Origin of the sequence: Mesorhizobium sp. B2-4-14, from assembly GCF_006442155.1 — a bacterium.
GTDB lineage: Bacteria > Pseudomonadota > Alphaproteobacteria > Rhizobiales > Rhizobiaceae > Mesorhizobium.
The window spans coordinates 1-14,322 of sequence record NZ_VFVA01000010.1 but is presented as its reverse complement, the minus strand read 5'-3'; the positions used below and the strand labels follow the sequence as shown (position 1 = coordinate 14,322).

The 14,322-nt window shown below is 57.6% G+C and carries 15 protein-coding genes and 1 pseudogene; 5 read left to right on the top strand and 11 right to left on the bottom strand.

Annotation, left to right across the window (positions count from 1 at the left end; translation table 11 throughout):
* Positions 1 to 28: 28 nt before the first annotated feature.
* The 4 genes and pseudogenes from FJ938_RS11260 to FJ938_RS11245 all read left to right on the top strand — a co-directional run bounded on the left by FJ938_RS11260 (position 29) and on the right by FJ938_RS11245 (position 2,413).
* On the top strand, positions 29 to 487 hold the full coding sequence (locus FJ938_RS11260; protein WP_140610362.1) for a DUF2231 domain-containing protein: 459 nt from the start codon (positions 29 to 31) through the stop codon (positions 485 to 487).
* Positions 474 to 1,811 carry a sorbosone dehydrogenase family protein gene (locus tag FJ938_RS11255; protein WP_140693681.1) on the top strand — a complete coding sequence of 446 codons (1,338 nt, stop codon included), beginning with the start codon at positions 474 to 476 and terminating at the stop codon, positions 1,809 to 1,811. Before FJ938_RS11260 ends, FJ938_RS11255 begins: the two co-directional genes overlap by 14 nt.
* A 95-nt stretch (positions 1,812 to 1,906) precedes the next feature.
* A pseudogene (locus FJ938_RS11250) lies at positions 1,907 to 2,200 on the top strand (PRC-barrel domain-containing protein); the annotation flags it as partial.
* Positions 2,201 to 2,209: 9 nt separating this feature from the next.
* Positions 2,210 to 2,413 (top strand): hypothetical protein, encoded by a 204-nt coding sequence (locus FJ938_RS11245; protein ID WP_181165633.1) that lies wholly within the window; start codon positions 2,210 to 2,212, stop codon positions 2,411 to 2,413.
* Positions 2,414 to 2,577: 164 nt separating this feature from the next.
* On the opposite strand, the gene FJ938_RS29425 is transcribed toward FJ938_RS11245, so the two are convergent.
* On the bottom strand, positions 2,578 to 2,739 hold the full coding sequence (locus FJ938_RS29425) for a hypothetical protein (protein ID WP_181165630.1): 162 nt from the start codon (positions 2,737 to 2,739) through the stop codon (positions 2,578 to 2,580).
* A gap of 204 nt (positions 2,740 to 2,943) precedes the next feature.
* Between FJ938_RS29425 and FJ938_RS11240 the strand changes: the two genes are divergently transcribed.
* Entirely contained in the window at positions 2,944 to 3,663 is a 720-nt protein-coding gene (locus FJ938_RS11240) for a Crp/Fnr family transcriptional regulator (RefSeq protein ID WP_140693876.1), read from the top strand.
* A gap of 139 nt (positions 3,664 to 3,802) precedes the next feature.
* On the opposite strand, the gene FJ938_RS11235 is transcribed toward FJ938_RS11240, so the two are convergent.
* The 10 genes from FJ938_RS11235 to FJ938_RS11195 form a co-directional block, all read right to left on the bottom strand.
* The gene (locus tag FJ938_RS11235; protein ID WP_246671515.1) at positions 3,803 to 4,897 is read right to left on the bottom strand and encodes a flavodoxin family protein; all 1,095 of its coding nucleotides are present in this window, start codon (positions 4,895 to 4,897) and stop codon (positions 3,803 to 3,805) included.
* Positions 4,898 to 5,043: 146 nt separating this feature from the next.
* Positions 5,044 to 5,208 (bottom strand): DUF3309 family protein, encoded by a 165-nt coding sequence (locus tag FJ938_RS11230; protein ID WP_140610360.1) that lies wholly within the window; start codon positions 5,206 to 5,208, stop codon positions 5,044 to 5,046.
* A gap of 229 nt (positions 5,209 to 5,437) precedes the next feature.
* Positions 5,438 to 5,602 (bottom strand): hypothetical protein, encoded by a 165-nt coding sequence (locus tag FJ938_RS29420; RefSeq protein ID WP_181165629.1) that lies wholly within the window; start codon positions 5,600 to 5,602, stop codon positions 5,438 to 5,440.
* A 147-nt stretch (positions 5,603 to 5,749) separates the two neighbouring features.
* Positions 5,750 to 6,145 carry a PRC-barrel domain-containing protein gene (locus FJ938_RS11225; protein WP_140610359.1) on the bottom strand — a complete coding sequence of 132 codons (396 nt, stop codon included), beginning with the start codon at positions 6,143 to 6,145 and terminating at the stop codon, positions 5,750 to 5,752.
* A gap of 578 nt (positions 6,146 to 6,723) precedes the next feature.
* Positions 6,724 to 7,005, bottom strand: coding sequence for a hypothetical protein (locus FJ938_RS11220; protein WP_140613556.1), 282 nt, complete (start codon positions 7,003 to 7,005; stop codon positions 6,724 to 6,726).
* Between the two features lie 331 nt (positions 7,006 to 7,336).
* Positions 7,337 to 8,272, bottom strand: coding sequence for a hypothetical protein (locus FJ938_RS11215; protein ID WP_246671661.1), 936 nt, complete (start codon positions 8,270 to 8,272; stop codon positions 7,337 to 7,339).
* 150 nt (positions 8,273 to 8,422) lie between these two features.
* Positions 8,423 to 9,199 (bottom strand): DUF707 domain-containing protein, encoded by a 777-nt coding sequence (locus FJ938_RS11210; protein WP_140613555.1) that lies wholly within the window; start codon positions 9,197 to 9,199, stop codon positions 8,423 to 8,425.
* Positions 9,200 to 9,701: 502 nt separating this feature from the next.
* A complete protein-coding gene (locus FJ938_RS11205; RefSeq protein WP_140613554.1) occupies positions 9,702 to 10,388 on the bottom strand; it encodes a class I SAM-dependent methyltransferase in 687 nt (228 codons plus the stop codon).
* A 105-nt stretch (positions 10,389 to 10,493) separates the two neighbouring features.
* Positions 10,494 to 13,289: a glycosyltransferase family 25 protein gene (locus tag FJ938_RS11200; RefSeq protein WP_140693678.1), complete on the bottom strand. Its 2,796-nt coding sequence runs from the start codon at positions 13,287 to 13,289 to the stop codon at positions 10,494 to 10,496.
* Positions 13,286 to 13,540, bottom strand: coding sequence for a hypothetical protein (locus FJ938_RS11195; protein WP_210241979.1), 255 nt, complete (start codon positions 13,538 to 13,540; stop codon positions 13,286 to 13,288). The genes FJ938_RS11200 and FJ938_RS11195 overlap by 4 nt, the downstream gene beginning before the upstream one ends.
* Between the last annotated feature and the right edge of the window lie 782 nt (positions 13,541 to 14,322).

Genomic DNA, 14,322 nt, shown 5'->3' with positions numbered 1-14,322 from the left:
GCACCAGCTGGTGGGAAGGAATTCCAAAATGGACAGGGAAAACCCGAGATCGACGGCCAGAATTTCCGGCCATCCAATTCATCCAATGCTGGTCACGATTCCGATAGCCTGCTTCGTCGGAACGTTTCTCACGGACATAACCTACTGGCGGACGGCAGAGATGATGTGGGCCGACTTCTCGGCCTGGCTTGTCACCGTCGGTGTCATTGTCGGCATTCTGGCGGGCATTGCAGGCCTCGTCGATTTCATCGGCGAGGGCGAGATACGGGCACAACCGGTCGCCTGGCTGCACATGGCCGGCAATCTCGTCGCACTCATCCTGGCGTTCTTCAACATGCTCGTGCACACGCGCGACGCCTGGACCTCGGTCGTGCCAACAGGGCTGATCCTGTCGACATTGGTCGTACTTATCCTGATTGTTACAGGCTGGCTCGGCTGGGCCCTGGTCTATCGCCATCACGTAGGAGTGGCCGATGAGACACTTTGATCGAACCTTCAGATTGACGACGGCGGCGCTTCTGTGCGCCACTGCCTTCGGTGTCGCCGGCTGCAGCGACGACAACACCGACCCGAGCACGCAGATCGGTGCGAACCCGAAACTGCCTGACATAAACCAGTATCTGTTTCCGCCGATGCATCTTGCCTCCGTCGTGGGATGGAAGAACGACGAGAAACCAACCGTAGGCCAAGGCTTGCAGATCAAGACGCTGGCCAAGGGGCTTCAGCATCCGCGCTCGCTTTATGTGCTGCCCAATGGCGACATTCTGGTCGTGGAATCCAAGGCGCCGCCCGCGTCATCGATCAAACGGCCAAAGGATCTGGTGATGGGCTGGATCGAATCGATAACGACCTCGGGCGGCGACACCGGTCCGAGCAATCGCATCACCTTATTGCGCGACGCCAATGGCGACGGCGTGCCGGAGTATCAGGGCGTATTCCTCGACCATCTGAACTCGCCATTCGGCGTGGCGCTGGTGGGCAACGATCTCTACGTCGCCGACACCGACGCGATCTTGCGTTATCCCTATCAGCCGGGCGACACCAAGATCACAGCGCCGGGGACGGTAGTGACGGAGTTGCCGGGCGGACCGATCGATCACCATTGGACGAAAAGCCTGGTCGCCAGCCGCGACGGCTCGCTGCTTTATGTCGGCGTCGGTTCGAACAGCAACATCACCGAAAACGGCATCCAGGCCGAGAAGGATCGCGCCGCGATCTGGGAAGTCGACCGGGCGACGGGACGTTCGCGTATCTTCGCCAGCGGACTGCGCAATCCCAATGGTCTGTCGCTTGAGCCTGAGAGCGGAGCGCTCTGGGCGGTCATCAACGAACGGGACGAACTCGGCCCGAATCTGGTTCCGGATTACCTGACATCGGTGAAGGATGGTGCGTTCTATGGCTGGCCCTACAGCTATTACGGACAACATGTCGACCCGCGCGTCATGCCGCAGCGGCCGGATCTGGTTGCAAAGGCAATTCCGCCCGACTACGCGTTGAGTTCCCATGTCGCGCCGCTTGGACTGGCTTTCTACACCGGGACCAGCCTGCCGCAATCCTATCGCGGGGGCGCCTTCATCGGCGAGCACGGCAGTTGGGACCGCGCTCGCTTCAATGGCTACAAGGTTGTCTTCGTGCCGTTCAGCGGCGGTCACCCAAATGGAGTGGCGCAGGACGTCGTCACGGGTTTTCTGAACGAGAAGGGCGAAGCGAGAGGGCGGCCGGTTGGTGTGGCGATCGACAAGTCCGGCGCACTGCTCATAGCGGACGATGTCGGCAATACGGTGTGGCGCGTGACGTCATCTGGTTCATAACGGCCTCGGTGACCGATGAACGTTTCCTGCATTTCGGATGGAACGGATGACCATTCACGGGATTACGAAAAATAACCCCGTGAGGAGGCATGACGATGGATCACACCAATCACGTCCGGCTCACCGCCAGCGAATTGACGCCGACAATTCTCGAAGACGCCGCCATTTACGGTCCCAACGACGAGAAAATCGGTTCCGTCTCGCACGTCCATGGTACCGGCCCGGCAACCGAAATCGTCATCGATGTCGGCGGCTTTCTGGGCATCGGCGCCAAACCTGTCGCTGTTCCTGCCAGCCAATTGGACTTCATGCGTGACGAAGACGGAGAAGTGCACGCCGTTACGACATGGACGAAGGATCAGCTCAAGGACATGCCCGAACACCACGACGAAGGAGGCTTGGTCATGACAGGCTCGCGTAACGCTGCGCAAGGCACCACGAATGAGAAATCGCGCTGGGAAGGCCCGCCGGAAAACCGCCCTCGCGGATATCGCCCGGCAAAGGATGACCCCGATATCGATCGCGATGCCAGCGGCGAAAACCTGCAGGATCCCGACAAGCGGGATTTGGGCGACGCGCTGAAAACGAAGGGCGATAAATAGCAAGAATACGATACGGCACCGGCCCGGCAGGATCGGGCCGACACCAGCGTCGGCGCATGCACTTCGTCTCGTAACATTGCTCCCGCATCACCGCCGATCAGCGCCCCCTGCATCGAAATTAAGCGCAACTCCAACCACTACGGCTCCGGACCTATCACGGACCGTCACTCGCAGTTCGTGATGATCCCCGGTAAGGCATCGCGCGTCATGTCCACAATCGCTCGGATGGCTTCTTTCTTGGCATGATCGAAATCAGCGCAATCAATGCCGTGCCGGTCTCGCGCCAGGTTGCCATTCTCTTCCACGTCAAAATAGAAAATTGTCATGGTGCCGCGAACGTCGGGCGTCCCGAAAAGTTCCCGTAAGCCCGAACCGAGCGTGCTCCGTCCTGCGCCGTCTGGGACAAGCATTTGAAGACGCGCAGCTTCGAAGAATGTGGTATCTCTAACTGAGGGGCGCCTTGCAGCTCCCGCCCATCCGTTGTGCCCGATCCGCATCAGCGGCCTATGCGTTCGATCGAGGCTAAGATGATGCTTGACCCCCTTTATCTGCAGCTCAGCCAACATGACGACCTTTCCAATGAGGAAAAGACCCTCCTGGCCGGCATCATGTCCACGGGTCGGGACTTCGCCGTCGGCCAGGATATCGTTGCGGCCGGATCCCGCCCCGCCTACAGCACCTTGATATTGGATGGCTTTGCCGCGCGCTATAAAGTGCTGGAGAACGGCGGACGTCAGTTCACTTCATTGCAGGTGACCGGTGACTTTGTCGATCTTCATGCATTTCTCCTAAAAACCATGGACCACGGCATTGTCGCCCTTTCGCCTTGCCGCGTGGCCTTTGCCGACCACAGCAAGCTGAAGATGCTTACCGAACGGGCTCCTCACCTGACGCGCCTTTTGTGGCTGGACACGCTCATTGATGGCGCGATCCACCGCGAGTGGATCGTGGCGATGGGACGGCGATCCAAGACTTCGCACCTCGCTCATCTGATCTGCGAGCTCTTCGTGCGGCTGCGCGTGGTCAATCGTACTGAGGGCATGAGCTTCAGCCTGCCTCTCTCGCAAGCCGAGATGGCCGATGTGTTGGGCCTGTCTGTTGTGCACATGAACCGGGTGATCGCTTCCCTAAAGCGGCTAGAAGTCGTCGCCTGGTCAAATCACACGGTGACGATTTCGGACTGGGACCGGCTGGCAGGGATCGCCGAATTCGATCCCACCTATCTGAGCATGAATAACGAGCCAAGATAGCGTGCCGCGTGGCTCAATGGCCTGTTTTCGTGCAGGTGTGCGGCCACCGATCTGGTTGCTTGAGAACCGTGCCCCAAGGCACTGGCGGCAGCAGGACACCGGACGAAAGGCGCCCCGATTTGCTCTGGATGTCCGCAAGTCATTTAGGGTGCGGATTTTTGAGGTTCGAACCGATCGGCTTCAGTCGGCCGGCCCTGCGCTCCGCGACGGCCTCGGCGAGGGCTCGCGCGGCATTGCGTACCTCTTCTTGCACAGCCTCGTTGGCATCGAGTTCCTGATGGCTGGTCGCGTACGGCTTCCAATAGCCGATATAACGATCAAGTTCGGCATAGGCTCCCGCCGGCGAAAGTCTCATGAAGCAGAGCCAATCGGACAATGACCGTCGCACATTTTCCACGCCTTCGACATCGCCGTGGACCACGACGGAAAACAGCCGGCCCGCAAGATGGCGCGGGTAGTCCCAGCCGCTCATCTCGACCTTCTTTGCCTCGGTAGCATCCTTGCCGTGCGTGAGCGTTGGGTCGGGGTTGCCTCCGTCCGCACACACAAGCCGGTCCATCATGAGCTTCACGGGCGAGGAAACCTGGTACCAATTCACTGGCGTGATGACCATGACACCGTGCGCGGCGACCCAAAGCGGATAGATGTCGTTCATCCAGTCCTGGGTCTGGCCGAGAGAGTGATTGGGATAGCATGAACAAGGCCAATGGCACAGCGCCGCCGCGGTCGAGAAACATGCCTTGCACGGGTGAATGTTGCGGCCATATTCTGAAGCGAGCCGAGACAAATCCAAAATCTCGGCGTCCAGCCGGGCTTCGTTTTGGATGGTTGACCTTGCGATTTCGGCCAACCGGAAGCTTTTCGACATTTCGCCCGGACAGGTATGCTCACTGCGCGACGATCCGTTGACGATGAGGATGGTCGGCGTTCGCGCCCTGTCCTCATATTTTTTCTGGGCATCGCGAATGGCATCACGCGCGGAAAGCCATTCGACCGACAGGTCGTAATCAGGATCAGCAAATTCCGCGCCTGCCTTGCGGGTGACCGGACTCTTCCTGGACTCCCTGTAGGCCTGCCAGGCGACTTCGGCGAGTGCATCGATTGCCGCCTCATGCGGTTGAAACGCCGGATCGAAAAATTGCTCCCGGTACCGGCTCTTGAATTCGGCCTCGTCTAGCCGGGGACTTGGCATGCCCTTGCGGGGGACTGGCGCCTCTACAAGCTCATTGTTCATCACTTCTCCTCGTCCCGCCAGGCTTGCGCTTGTGGCCCGCCAGCGTCCCGTTGCGGCTTTCCGTGGTCTGCTTTGTTCCCCGGGCCAAACATGCGCCCGGGGTGCGTTTCCACTCGCCACCTATGCCGCCCGCTGGGCGCTGCCGGTCAGATGCGGCCCAGGACCACGAGGATAATTATGATAATCAGCAACAGCCCAAGACCGCCTCCGCCATAATAGCCAGTCCCGTAGAACGGACCGCCTCCCAGGCCGCTGAATCCGCCCAGCAATGCAAGGATCAAGATGATGATAAGGATTGTGCCCAAGCTCATGTGATAGTTCTCCAGTACAGCCCAACCGGCTGCTGAACAGAAACGCGCTTGGGTGCTTCGTGTTCCGGTGTAACGAGGCCGGCGAGCGGAAAGCACGGCTCGGATCGGATTCCTGCAGGCAGCCATCAGGCCAAGAACGCGTTCGATGGAAATGAAGAGAACCACGCGGCCGCGATCAAGGCGGTCATTCGCAGGTGACGCTGCAGTGGGCCAAGGTGCGCGCTAGAGCCTATCCTTCGGCCTTGAAATTCTTGGCTTCCTTTTCAACCTTCTTCTTGTCACCGCCGTGCTTGCGAATGAGATCGTCAGCCTGCTTCGGCGATACGTCGGTCGTCTCCGCCAAGCGCATTGCTTCGCTTTTCTTTTCAGATGATTTCTTCTTGGCCGTTGTCATAAAAGGTCTCCTTGTCGATGTGTCTCGTTCGCAACCGGGAATGACTGTGAGCGGCCGCGCAAAGACAGGTTGGACTGAGAACCATGATGCGGATTTTCTGATCGAGCCGCAGGGTCCAGAATGTGCGTCCGGTGCCGCAGGAAAAGCCTACTTGCTCCAACGGCCTTCGTACTTGAACTCCGGCGCAGCCTTTAGCTGGTCCTTGGTGGCGTCCATGGTGGCCGCCCACTTTTTGTCGTTCTCGGAGTAATTGACCTTCACAGCAGCCGGCGAAACGATCACGTAGTGCTCTCCAATGCCGAGGAAGCCGCCCACCGAAACGATGTAGCCGGCAAGCGTGCCATCGGAGATGAGGAGATCCTTGATTTCCCCGACGGTCTCGTTCGCGCCATTTACGATATTAAGCCCGATCAGGTTGTAGCTCAGAATATCGGTAGGCTTGGCGGTGATATACGTTCCAGTCGTCGTAGCGGTCGCCGATTGCGCGAGGTTCGGTGTCGCCAGTGCGGACACTGCAGCCAGAGCGATCAGAATGTTACGCATGAACTTCTCCTGTTGAAGGCCGTCCCCCGTCGGTTGAACGTGGCACTTCAACAACGGTTCCGATCTCAACGATGCATTCTATTCGCCAAGATTTCTTCCAAGAATTTCGCGATCGACCGGCCTGTCAGGTTAGGTGGCGGCGGCGCTGCCGATGGCAGCTGACTACCGCCGCGAGCAGGTCAGCGCAGCCGTCTGTTGGACCGTAGTCGCTCGTCGAAAACCGTCTTTGATGATTCGGGTGGAAACGATTCCCCGCCTGTTGAAGAAACCAGCCGTGATATCCAAGTCGCCAAGCGAGGATTTATAAAATAATATCAATGATTTGTTGGAAATAACCCGATGGTACCGTTGGCTGGGATCGATACGTCATATAACAAGTTGTTTTTATTATTCTTTTCGTGCCAACGACGCGCATTTGTATCACAATAGGTATCACAATAGGTATCACATTTTTGGAGGGCTTGGGCGAAGTCGACCGACGTCTTCTCGTTGTTGCTGAAACGCAGTAAATGCGGAGACGTAAGCAGGGGGCGGGCAAACAGTCCACCCCCGTTTTTTGTTGGCCGCAGAGGCTAGGTTTAGCCGCCCATCTTTTTCGCCATCGCGCAGAAACCCGCATGCGCCTTGTTAAGCGTAGTATCGCCGCAGTCTTTCAGCACCGCCTTCTGTTCATCGGGTTTCATGGACATCCATGCGGTCTTGAAATCCGCCTCCGACCTCAATGTTTTCATGCCTGCATCTGTAAAGAACGGCGACATCTTGGCCGGGTCGTCGAGAGCGGATGTATTGTTAGCGGCGAGTGCTGAACCAATCATCATCACAAGCGTCAACGCGCCCATTGGGAGCATCTTTATGTTCATTTGATCCTCCGTACAGGTCCTCCGTACAGGTCCTTCAGAATGACCATCTTGAGAAACGTGCATTTTGCGTCTCGGTTCCAGCGCACACCGGTTGAAAAGCTAGTGGCCTGGATGGGACAGGCGGGCTGGAGCCTCCCGAATGCTTCAGGAGATATGCCGCCTCCTGAGATCAGCGTGTCCGTGAAGGACGACGCAAAGAGGTCGTCGTAAGTTCACCTATAACCGCAGCATCGGCGGCCAAGACGACGCGCTCGGGCTGCCAATTGGCAGGAGAAGCTCTCAACGCGCCTGCTCTTGCGGGGCGAACTTGATCCGGCACCCCCTTGGCTGATTACGAGATGCCCAAGCGCTCGCGCAGACGCACCGGCAGTCGGGGCGAGGCTTGCAGTTCGGCACAACTCACCTCCCATCGCTTCAGATAATCGGCGATCGGGATACCGGTGCGGCCGGGCCAGCGGTTAAGTGCGCCCAGGGCCTCGACACAGTCCGGCGCGCGTTCGTATTCGGAGAGGATGGTTACCGCCATTGCTTGAGCGAATGGATTGAGGTTCGGTATCTCGATTTCGCCGCGATGGCCGGCGAACCACGCTGCGGCGTCACCGGTGAGCCCCTGGCTGTCTGCGAGCGCTGTATAGCGGTCGATGATGTCCTGGCGGTACTGGGCGATAGAATCGCCGAAAGCGTTGTCGCCGGCGAAGGGCGGGTTCTGCTTCCAGTCTTTCGCCAGGCGACCCAGGCCGCGCAGCGAAAAGGCCTCCACCATCGCTTCCTCGAGCCATTGGCAGGGCGCCGCCGGCTTGGCGTCCGCCTGCCAGCTGTTGGCAAGCACATGGCCAAGCTCGTGACCGAACTGGTAGGCGAGCTTCGACCAGTCGCGTTCGCCGATGTCGACGATGATCCACGCCATGCTGCTGCCGTCCGGGTGCAGCCAGATGGCCGGCGTGCCGGAACTGTGCTCGTCGACACGCAAGCGCGTCGGCTGGCGGTCGGACAGGAGGCGGACGCCATCGAGGCAGGCGTGGCGCATCCGCTCGGCGACCTGAACGGCAGCGCCCTCCAGCATCCGCCCCCAGTCGCCGGCAAGCTCGATGGGCGCGGTGAGGAGGGGGGCATCAAGATTGGTCGGTGGCGCCATGGCTGCGTAGCTCTCCGTAACGACGTCCCGATGCCTCAACGCGGCAGGAATCAGGCTTGCGGCCACCGAGCGCCCAAAGAGTGTAGCGAAATCTCGTCGTCGCACTTCGATTCCTGGTGTCCGATCGCCCATGTCTAAACTACCATACTAATCCACCAATGGAGAAGGCTCGGCGAGCGGAGAGGATGTCAGGAGTGGGCGAGGCTATCTTTTGTACAGCATCGGGCTGCTCAGCCTTGAGAGAGCCAAAGAGAGCCAAACTCGAAGTCTTGGGTACCATCACTATGCTCGGAAAAAGTACGTATGATAAACAAATTGTATCGGCCTGACGACATAAGGATTTGTATCAATCCTAGCAAGAATTGACTTCATCTCTTTGCCGGGATCAATGCCAATACTTTTGAGATAGTCGTAAAACGGCCCTGACTCCGGCTTACATTCGTTCGCATGTCGGATGAGGAAATTGTCGACGACGCCTGCCCTCCAACGCTCTTTCAGGTGATGGCCCCAGTATATATCCAATCCCCATCCCGAAATTGACAAATCAAATGAATGGAGCATTTCCCGCAGAAAGTCACGTCTGAAGAATGGGGCCATCACCTCGACCCAGTTTGTCGTCCGGAGTATTAGACCTGGATGATGACGCGTAAGCGGGAGGACACAGGAACTATCAGATGTCAGAGACGGTTGGGCGACATCCAATGAGTATTCTTCACAGATTTTGAAGAAATCATCGGGATCAAATAGGACTTCAATGTCATCGTCCAGAAAAAAAACTCCCTCATAAATGTTATGCAATTCTGTCGCCTCGAATAGCCGTTTGGCACCATGCATCTTTGAAAGACCGCCACCAAAAATGAGTTCGGCTCCGGTGCGGAAAGCGTCATCTGGGTGCGGGTCTGCGTAGTAGTTTATTCCAACATCGTACGCCCGGTGGGCACTCAGAGGCTCAGAAAACAAGGATGGACGGCGCTTGGACCCGGCGCGTATCAGAATCAAGTACCGCCTCGGTTCACGCGGGACAGTTAGTATCTGAATGTCGTCCGAATTCTGAAACATTGACGATTCCCCGATATCACGGCAGCGGTCTTCGGCCTCGATCTTTGCCGGTGAAGGAACGCGGCGCTGACGATTCAGCGACGAGTTGAAGAATGGTGTATTATGCCGCCTTTATTTCCAATGGGCGACGGTCACGTTGTCTGGAACCACATGGGCGGAGCAGGTTAATGCGATGACGGTAACCAGCCCAGCCGTTCCGATGATCATCCCGACCTATCGGATTTACAACTTTCATCTTCGGCAGCGAGTTCGCCCCGCTCAGCAAGCAACTCATCCGCAACATTTCTCGCATAGGCACTGTCGCCGGAGCATCGTCGGAACTTTCTGCCGGCATGCGCTTCATTATTCGTCGAGCAACCTTTTCCTTTGAACACAAAATACTTCTGGCGTCCATTGCAGGGCGCATCACAATCCTGCGACAATATCACCCAACGCTTCAAGCAGTATGTAAGTTGCTATGTAGCTTTCGCTGGGAGCACTTAAACGGGAATTGCATGGTTCCTCATGCGCCGATTTGCGCCATGTCCCACAGACACATCGCCTTCGATGCGTAATGTTCCTCCGGCATGACCAGGAGTGGCAGCGGCAACGAGAATGGCGGTTGCTGTAGGTTGAGAAATCCGAATCCGCCCGTTTCAGGCGCAATGTCCTGCGTTGAGGTCGAATGGCTTGAGGTGAACAGCCAGCGCGCGCCGCACCTCTTGACGTTGCGCAGCGCACGCCAGATATCGGACTCGGTCAGATGCTGCAGACAGTCGCGTGAAAAAATGAGGTCGACATTCGGCAGCACATCAGCAGTCAGATCGAGCACGTGGAATTCGCGATTCGCGTATCGCATGCGATTCGTTTCGATGACTTCCGGAACAATATCGCAACCGATGTAGTGCGTTTTGCCCAAGTCGACGAAGCGCATCCAGTTGAAGTCGCCGCAGGGCGCATCAAGCATGGACTTCACGTCCAGCGCGCGGAAAAGCATCGGCAATACGGTTCGCACGCGATGCGTCGTCGCGTACGCTGAACCGAGTCCGGAGCGCGATTCCGCGGAGCCCCACTCGTTGCTTTGATAAATACGCGCGAAAGCTTCGCGGGAATCATCAGGCGTGCCTTGCGTCATCGAATGCACCTCATCGACGGCCAATCCCGCCGGCGTCAAATAACAGGCGGGCGAACCCACCAGCAGTGCTACCATATCTCGCCGAGAGGCACGACAGGGGACGTCGCACTCTCTACCCTAGCACGGTGAAAGTTCGCTTTAGTCCGTCAAACGTGGGGAATTCCTCCTTAGTCTTGAGGCTCACTGCCGATCCGTCGCCAATCGATCTGAAGCTTGGTTGTCGTCATGAATGACGAGTGGTGGGATACTAAGGAAAGCTTGCATTGAGCCATAGGCCGCACACATCGCGCAATCGATACCTGTGTCATCGAGAACGACGGCGGTTCCAGGAAATGGTATCCGTCTGCTTCGCAGAGGGAGGCATTTCTCAAGAAGCACCCGTGCGCCTCTTGGCGTGATTGTGTAAGCTTGGGTTCCAAATGAGTGCATTACCCTGACAAGGGATCGGGAGAATTTATCGGATTGGAACAAGGCAGTTCTATTAGTATATCGGCGGTCGTAAAATTCAATCTTGGCTTTGGAGAAACCAAAATCTAACCAAAGAAATAATGGGTTGAATACGTACCCCCACTGTATCATGTCCCAGTCGGCGGGTGCTTGAGACATGATACTGGTGGATTCTTCTACGAATCGAAATGACGATCGAACGTCGTCTTCAAAAATCGTGATTGGCTTGTTTTGTGAGATCGAGAGCTTCCACAGGCTGACGTGGGAAAGTGCACATCCCAGAGCGCCCGGTGAATACGCGCAGTCGTCAGTGATCAGACCTTCCTTTATAAGCGCCGCCCTGTTGAGGGACGCGCCGTCAAAAGCCGATACACGAACGGTATTGTGCATCAGATGCCAGTTATTCTCTTGATATCTGCTCCAGCGCTCGACGCTGCGGTCGAGGTTTATCACGTGAATTTTCGGCGAACCGATCGGCTGGACAGGTCGAGTTGGCATCGGCCCAGAGGCAGGCGGCATGGGACTAACCAAAACGTTGGTATCGCCCGCATTGTGCAAAAACTCCCGTGCGCGCTCGATCCCGTCGCTCACATGATATTCGTGGTCGCCGAACGTGATGTAGCCATAGACCTGCCGGTTATCCAGATACTGAACGACGCCGGCTTTCCTGGCGCTATCGGCAAAAATGACGTACTCATACCGCGATGTGCTGTCCTCGTAGGTGAGTTCGCTCAAAACGTCGGCGCGGATCAGATAGGTGCAGTGCACGAGCGGCATCTCGATAACGCCGCGCACGTGGCGGTGGAGCACCCAGCCATATTGATCGCACTGCAAATAGTAGCCGTTGGCGTCGATCTCGGCGTGGTAGTTCGAATAGTATTGTCCGGGAGAGATGGAGCGAAGCAAGGGAGCGATGATCGGCACGTCGAGCGCGACAAGCTCGCGTAGCGTGGCCGGACGCACGAAATTGTCGACGTCGACAACGAAATAGAAATCGCAGTCGTGCTCGAGAGTTTTCCGCAAACTTATGTTGCGGATTCGGCCAAGCACCCTGAAGCGCGTCTCGTTCCATTCGTGTTCGCCAAATCGCTCGACCCTATCGGCCACGTCTGAGGCGTCGAACTCAACCGCGGCATAGAGGTCACCAACGCGCTCCACCCATTCGCGCAATATGTGCTCGGTCCTGTCGGTGTTGTTGTTTGTTCGGATATACAGGACGATCGACGCCTTCGGGTAGTCGAGCGCCTCGATGCACTCGAGATAAAGCGGCAGTGCCGGTTCTTTCTGCTTTGCCAGGATTGCCACCAGGATGCGCGGCGTGCCCTCCATTCGCGACCGCAACGAACGCTGCCGGACAAGCTTGTGCTGGTCGATCAAGCTCTCTGTTCCGAACGATCCAAGTTTTGGAGACTCACTGACCTGGAGCTTATCGGCGGCGAAGCGCGCGGTGGCCACCACACGCTTCGCCATGTCTGCTGGCAATTTGTCGGTAGCCAGCAATTTCAGACAGGAGTCGAGCGATTCACGGTAAGCGCCTGCCCAGTAGGCATTGATAGCAAACTCGTCGAGCAGGCCGTAATCATAGACCCAGGGCTGGATAAAAAGGCCGGCGGGTTGAACAAGGTCGAGTCCTCGACGCGCAAATTCCATTCCTTCCGCATTCCGGCCCTTGTTGCGGCAATAGAGGCTTGCGGCGTGAAGAGCCTCCGCGCGGCCGGGAACGAGCTGCGCCGCACGCTCAAAGACGGCAACGACTTCGTCGAATGGCCGTCCCATCGCTGCCATAAGGTTGCCCGCCTCGAGCAGGCTGACATAGACCTCCTCGCCCCAAAAACCCAGCTCGGCGCGCTCCAGATACTTCGCCAGCGATTTTTCACGCTCACCGGAATCCCTGTAGCTCTGCGCCAGATAGAAGGTGTACCGCGAAACCAGGAAGGGGTCGGTCTCTGTCGCAAGAGCATTTTCAAGAACCGCTGCGTCGTCTTGGTACTTTCGCGGGTTTTGACTGCGTGCTCCGTCACGCCCCGTCGCCACGCGAAAGCCCTTGGCGGTCTCCCGGGTGAGATGGCCAGGAGGGGCCTCGAGATATTCGTGCAGAACGCCCTTGAAGGAGAACGGCAGCCGGTTGCGGCAGATCTGGGGGCGATAAAACGAAATGCCACCATGGAACACCTCGACGTCGTATAAATCATGTTCCATCTGCGACTTGAACCCGATCGGATCAAAGTCGGCGTCTAGGACCACGACGTCGTCCGCGTCGATGATCATGGCATAGTCGACCGTCTCGACTTCACGCAGCCGGTCAAGAGCGAAGGTACGGTTGTACGCGAAGTCCCGCCACGGCTCGTTAATGACAGCGCCTTGGACATTGTGATCGGTGAGGAAGCCGCGTACCAGGTCTTGCGTGCCGTCCTCGGAACCCGTGTCGACGATGAGCACATAGTCGACAAGGGGTAGCACGCTGGCGAGGCATTGCAGGATGACCTTCGCCTCGTTCTTGACGATCATGCACAGGCCGATGGTGCTCATGCTATTCCTTCAGCTGAGCAGCGGTCGTTCCGCTTCTGCTCGAAATTGTGGAATGGGAATTCGTGCAGCTCGCCCGGCAGGTTGCGGGCAGCGAAGAACGATCGGATGAAATCCTGGGTCCCGTCGGTCGAGCCGGTATCGCCGATGACCCAGCAGTCGATATGGTCGGCGACCGCTCCGAGGCAGCGCTGCAGGTTCGCCGTCTCGTTCTTGACGATCATGTTGAGGCAGACGCGCTTGCGGCTTGTCATCTGTGAATCGTCGGCTCCGTGCGGCGGTCCGTGACGCCCCTCGATTAGTTCACCCCTATTTGCCAGGTGTCGTCAAGATCGAGAAACATTGATCCGAGGTCCTAACTGGCGTCCCGTCAGAGGAGTGCCACGCTCGACCTTGATCGCATTTGCGACACTGCTAGAGATGGAGAGGAGACGTTAAGTCCAGGCTTCTCAAGAACAATTTTCAGCAATTGCCGTCAAAGAACGGCCGGCGCCCGCCCCTTGATCAATTATCGGCAAGCTTATAGTTTACAAATCCCTAATTTTCGGTTTTACTAATGTACAGCTTTGAGGGCACTCGCGCAGTTTGGCGGGTGGGTTGGCGTTCTTGAGAGGGTTTCTAGGAGTTCTGGAGTAGCTAGGCCACTTCGCGGCTGAAGCAGGTGCGTTCGCAAAGCGTCCGCTGCCGCGTATACGTTTGTCCTTCTGCTGGAGGCGGACGGGTTCCTCCGGAAATCCCTCTCGAGTTTTTCGCTGAGACATCGGCGTGAACATGACGGGAGTGAAGTCGTGAGTCGGGTAAAATCGCGTGCGCATCGCAGGAAACGTGAAGCCTTAGCTTCGCCACCCCCCACCCATTCGCGGCTGGACATCGGAACCTATCTAGAGATCGGTTATCGGGCTGCCGCTTGCCAGACGAACAATCGACAAACCAGCGCGGCGCGCCATTGGAACACGTGGCGCACAAAGGCGCCCGGCGTCTGCCCACCCACCCCCCCCGAGACCCACCCCCACCGCCACCCGCCCCCACGCCCCGC

What these genes read in the sequence shown, in the direction of transcription:
- FJ938_RS11260 (WP_140610362.1), top strand. Translation starts at nt 29, where the DNA reads ATGGACAGGGAAAACCCGAGATCGACGGCCAGAATTTCCGGCCATCCA.
- FJ938_RS11255 (WP_140693681.1), top strand. Translation starts at nt 474, where the DNA reads ATGAGACACTTTGATCGAACCTTCAGATTGACGACGGCGGCGCTTCTG.
- FJ938_RS29425 (WP_181165630.1), bottom strand. Translation starts at nt 2,739, where the DNA reads ATGACAATTTTCTATTTTGACGTGGAAGAGAATGGCAACCTGGCGCGA.
- FJ938_RS11240 (WP_140693876.1), top strand. Translation starts at nt 2,944, where the DNA reads ATGCTTGACCCCCTTTATCTGCAGCTCAGCCAACATGACGACCTTTCC.
- FJ938_RS11235 (WP_246671515.1), bottom strand. Translation starts at nt 4,897, where the DNA reads ATGAACAATGAGCTTGTAGAGGCGCCAGTCCCCCGCAAGGGCATGCCA.
- FJ938_RS11230 (WP_140610360.1), bottom strand. Translation starts at nt 5,208, where the DNA reads ATGAGCTTGGGCACAATCCTTATCATCATCTTGATCCTTGCATTGCTG.
- FJ938_RS29420 (WP_181165629.1), bottom strand. Translation starts at nt 5,602, where the DNA reads ATGACAACGGCCAAGAAGAAATCATCTGAAAAGAAAAGCGAAGCAATG.
- FJ938_RS11225 (WP_140610359.1), bottom strand. Translation starts at nt 6,145, where the DNA reads ATGCGTAACATTCTGATCGCTCTGGCTGCAGTGTCCGCACTGGCGACA.
- FJ938_RS11220 (WP_140613556.1), bottom strand. Translation starts at nt 7,005, where the DNA reads ATGAACATAAAGATGCTCCCAATGGGCGCGTTGACGCTTGTGATGATG.
- FJ938_RS11215 (WP_246671661.1), bottom strand. Translation starts at nt 8,272, where the DNA reads ATGGGCGATCGGACACCAGGAATCGAAGTGCGACGACGAGATTTCGCT.
- FJ938_RS11210 (WP_140613555.1), bottom strand. Translation starts at nt 9,199, where the DNA reads ATGTTTCAGAATTCGGACGACATTCAGATACTAACTGTCCCGCGTGAA.
- FJ938_RS11205 (WP_140613554.1), bottom strand. Translation starts at nt 10,388, where the DNA reads ATGGTAGCACTGCTGGTGGGTTCGCCCGCCTGTTATTTGACGCCGGCG.
- FJ938_RS11200 (WP_140693678.1), bottom strand. Translation starts at nt 13,289, where the DNA reads ATGAGCACCATCGGCCTGTGCATGATCGTCAAGAACGAGGCGAAGGTC.
- FJ938_RS11195 (WP_210241979.1), bottom strand. Translation starts at nt 13,540, where the DNA reads ATGACAAGCCGCAAGCGCGTCTGCCTCAACATGATCGTCAAGAACGAG.